General features: G+C 70.8%; 3 protein-coding genes. All 3 read left to right on the forward strand.

Translation table 11 applies throughout. The annotated features are described in order from the left end of the window. Positions 1-197 (forward strand): hypothetical protein (locus tag AC13HU_RS34505; RefSeq protein WP_483045940.1); only part of this gene is annotated, 197 nt, incomplete at its 5' end. A gap of 10 nt (positions 198-207) precedes the next feature. Next, positions 208-2,334, forward strand: coding sequence for a glycogen debranching protein GlgX (glgX, locus tag AC13HU_RS34510; RefSeq protein ID WP_483045941.1), 2,127 nt, complete (start codon positions 208-210; stop codon positions 2,332-2,334). A 270-nt stretch (positions 2,335-2,604) separates the two neighbouring features. Then, the gene (locus tag AC13HU_RS34515; RefSeq protein ID WP_483045942.1) at positions 2,605-3,366 is read left to right on the forward strand and encodes a DeoR/GlpR family DNA-binding transcription regulator; all 762 of its coding nucleotides are present in this window, start codon (positions 2,605-2,607) and stop codon (positions 3,364-3,366) included. The last annotated feature ends 30 nt before the right edge of the window (positions 3,367-3,396 follow it).

A 3,396-nucleotide genomic window follows, 5' to 3' on the forward strand; every position in this document is an offset into this window, starting at 1 on the left:
GAGTATCGCCGCCACGCGACCGCGTTATCGCGTTATCGCGCGAGGAACGCCGCCACCGTCCTGCCGCCGCCGGTGCGCGGGTGGATCGTCCGGTGCTGGGCCGGACGGATGACACGGCGGTGGTTCTTTGGTTCGTCACGGGCCTCGTCCGCGAGTCGGGCCGCTATGTCGAGCGGGAGAGGCAATACCGGAAGTAAGGTCTCGGAAATGCACAAATGGCGTGGCCACCCCTTTCCGCTCGGCGCCACATTCGACGGCACCGGCACCAACTTCGCGCTTTTCTCCGAGGTCGCCGAGAAGATCGAGCTGTGCCTGCTCGACGACTCGCGTAAGGAGACGCGGGTGACCCTGACCGAGGTCGACGGCGTCATCCGGCACGCCTACCTGCCTGGTGTCGGCCCCGGGCAGCGTTACGGCTTCCGGGTGCACGGCCCGTACGACCCCGCGCACGGGCACCGCTGCAACCCCGCCAAGCTGCTGCTCGACCCGTATGCCAAGGCCGTTGAGGGGCAGGCCGACGGGCACGCCTCGCTGCTCGGCTACCGCGACGGCGACCCCGGCACGCCCGACACCTCCGACAGCCTGCCGCACGCGATGCTGTCGGTGGTCGCCGACCCGTACTTCGACTGGGGCGACGACCGGCTGCCGAAGCGGCCGTACCACGAGTCGGTGATGTACGAAGCGCACGTGCGCGGCCTGACCATGACCCACCCGGGACTGCCCGACGAGATCCGCGGCACCTACGCGGGCCTGGCCCACCCGGCGGTGATCGCGCACCTGACGGAACTGGGCGTCACCGCGGTGGAGTTGATGCCGGTGCACCAGTACGTGCAGGACGGCCATCTGCTCGGTCGGGGGCTGACCAACTACTGGGGCTACAACACCATCGGCTTCTTCGCCCCGCACAACGGCTATTCCTCCGCGGGTGGTTGCGGCGGGCAGGTCACCGAGTTCAAGTCGATGGTCAAGGCGCTGCACGCGGCGGGCATCGAGGTGATCCTCGACGTGGTCTACAACCACACCGCCGAGGGCAACCACCTGGGCCCGACGCTCTCCTTCCGCGGGATCGACAACGCCTCGTACTACCGGCTGGTCGACGACGACCCGGCGTCGTACTTCGACACCACCGGCACCGGCAACAGCCTGCTGATGCGCAGCCCGCACGTGCTCCAGTTGATCATGGACAGCCTGCGCTACTGGGTGACCGAGATGCACGTCGACGGGTTCCGGTTCGACCTGGCGGCCACGCTGGCCCGGCAGTTCCACGAGGTGGACCGGCTCTCCGCGTTCTTCGACCTGGTGCAGCAGGACCCGGTGGTGTCGCGGGTGAAGCTGATCGCCGAGCCGTGGGACGTCGGCGACGGCGGCTACCAGGTGGGCAACTTCCCGCCGCTGTGGAGCGAGTGGAACGGCCGCTACCGGGACACGATCCGCGACTTCTGGCGGGCGCGCGACGGTGTGCTGCCGGAGTTCGCCTCCCGGCTGACCGGCTCGTCCGACCTGTACGCGGGCGAGCACCGCAGGCCGCGCGCCGGGGTGGACTTCGTGACCGCGCACGACGGGTTCACGCTGCGCGACCTGGTGTCGTACGACGACAAGCACAACGAAGCCAACGGCGAGGGCAATCGGGACGGCGAGAGCCACAACCGGTCCTGGAACTGCGGCACCGAGGGCGACACCGACGACCGCGGCGTGCTGACGCTGCGGGCCCGGCAGCAGCGCAACCTGCTGACCACGCTGCTGGTCTCGCAGGGCGTGCCGATGCTCAGCCACGGCGACGAACTGGGCCGCACCCAGCGCGGCAACAACAACGCCTACTGCCAGGACAGCGAACTGTCCTGGATGGACTGGGAGTTGGATGATGAGCAGCGCGAACTGCTGGACTTCACCCGGCGGTTGATCGCGCTGCGCCGCGGCCACCCGGTGTTCCGCCGGCGACGGTTCTTCCGCGGCGGCCCCGGCCCGGACGGCGGGCCCGGCGACCTGACCTGGCTGCGCCCGGACGGCCGGGAGATGACGAACCGCGACTGGACGCGACGGGACGCGCACGCGATCGCGGTGCACCTCAACGGCGACGCCATCTCCGAGCCGGACGCGCACGGGCAGGCGATCACCGACGACTCGTTCCTGCTGCTGTTCAACGCGCACTGGGAGCACGTGGCGTTCCGGCTGCCGCCGGGCGAGTTCGGGCACGGCTGGAGCGTGGTGGTGGACACCGCGGAACGCTCCGCCGCGGCCGGCGACCGCACGGTAGGGTTCGCGGCCGGCGACACCCTCAAGGTCGAGGCGCGCGCGGCGGTCGTGCTGGTGCGGGTGCCGGACCCGACGGGCTGACCCGCACCGAGGCCGCCCGGAAAGATGTATCCGCCCGGTACCGGGCAGCGCCCGAACCGGGCGCCGGAGCCGGGGCTTTGGGTGCCCTTCGGTCCGCCGTCGGCTGCCGCTCCCAGCCGACCAGCACTGATAGTTCACGCGATCAGGCGAAACCGGACCGTTTGTTGTCCGTTGTGGGCCGTGGACGGGCAAAGGCCCAGCGGTATAAATCTTCTACGGGCGATACCGGGCAGACCGTGCCCGGACCGGAGCGAGGGGTGAGGTGGGGTCGTGAGGGCCGAGGAGCGTCAGCACCGCATCCTGACCCTGGCCCGCCACCACGGCCAGGTCGAGGTCACCGCGGTCGCCTCCGACCTCGCGGTCGCCCCGGAGACGATCCGGCGTGACCTGGGAGTGCTGGAGCGCCGCGGCCTGGTGCGCCGCACCTACGGTGGCGCGTATCCGGTCGAGGGCGCGGGGTTCGAGACCGCGCTCGCCGAGCGGGTCAACCTGCACGTCGCCGACAAGCGCAGGATCGCCGCCGAGGCGGTCAAGCTGCTCGGCGCGGCGGAGACGGTCTTCGTGGACGAGGGCTACACGCCGCAGTTGCTGGCCTCGCTGCTGCCGCGCGACCGGCCGTTGACGGTGGTCACCGCGTCGCTGTCCACCGCGGCGGCGGTCGCGGAGTCCGCGGACACCACGGTGCTGCTGCTCGGCGGCCGGGTCCGGGCCCGGACCCTGGCCACCGTCGGCTCGTGGGCCTGCGCCATGCTGTCCGGCTTCGTCATCGACCTGGCGTTCGTCGGTTCCAACGGCATCTCCCGTGAACTGGGCCTGACCACACCCGATCCGGTCGTCGCCGACGTCAAGGCCAAGGCGCTGGAGGTGTCCCGGCGGCGGGTGTTCATGGGCCACCACAGCAAGTTCGGCGCGAGCAGCTTCTGCCGCTTCGCCGAAGTCGCCGACTTCGAGGCGATCGTGACCGACACCGGCCTGTCCAGCACCGAGGCGCACCGATACACCCTGCTCGGCCCGCGCGTCTTCAGAGCCTGACCCGCGGCACCGTCCGCCCGCCACCGCTCC

It is taken from the genome of Streptomyces sp. NH27 (assembly GCF_056859195.1).

Bases quoted from the DNA above. Each gene is read 5' to 3' on its own strand.
- glgX (WP_483045941.1), top strand. From the start codon at position 208: ATGCACAAATGGCGTGGCCACCCCTTTCCGCTCGGCGCCACATTCGAC.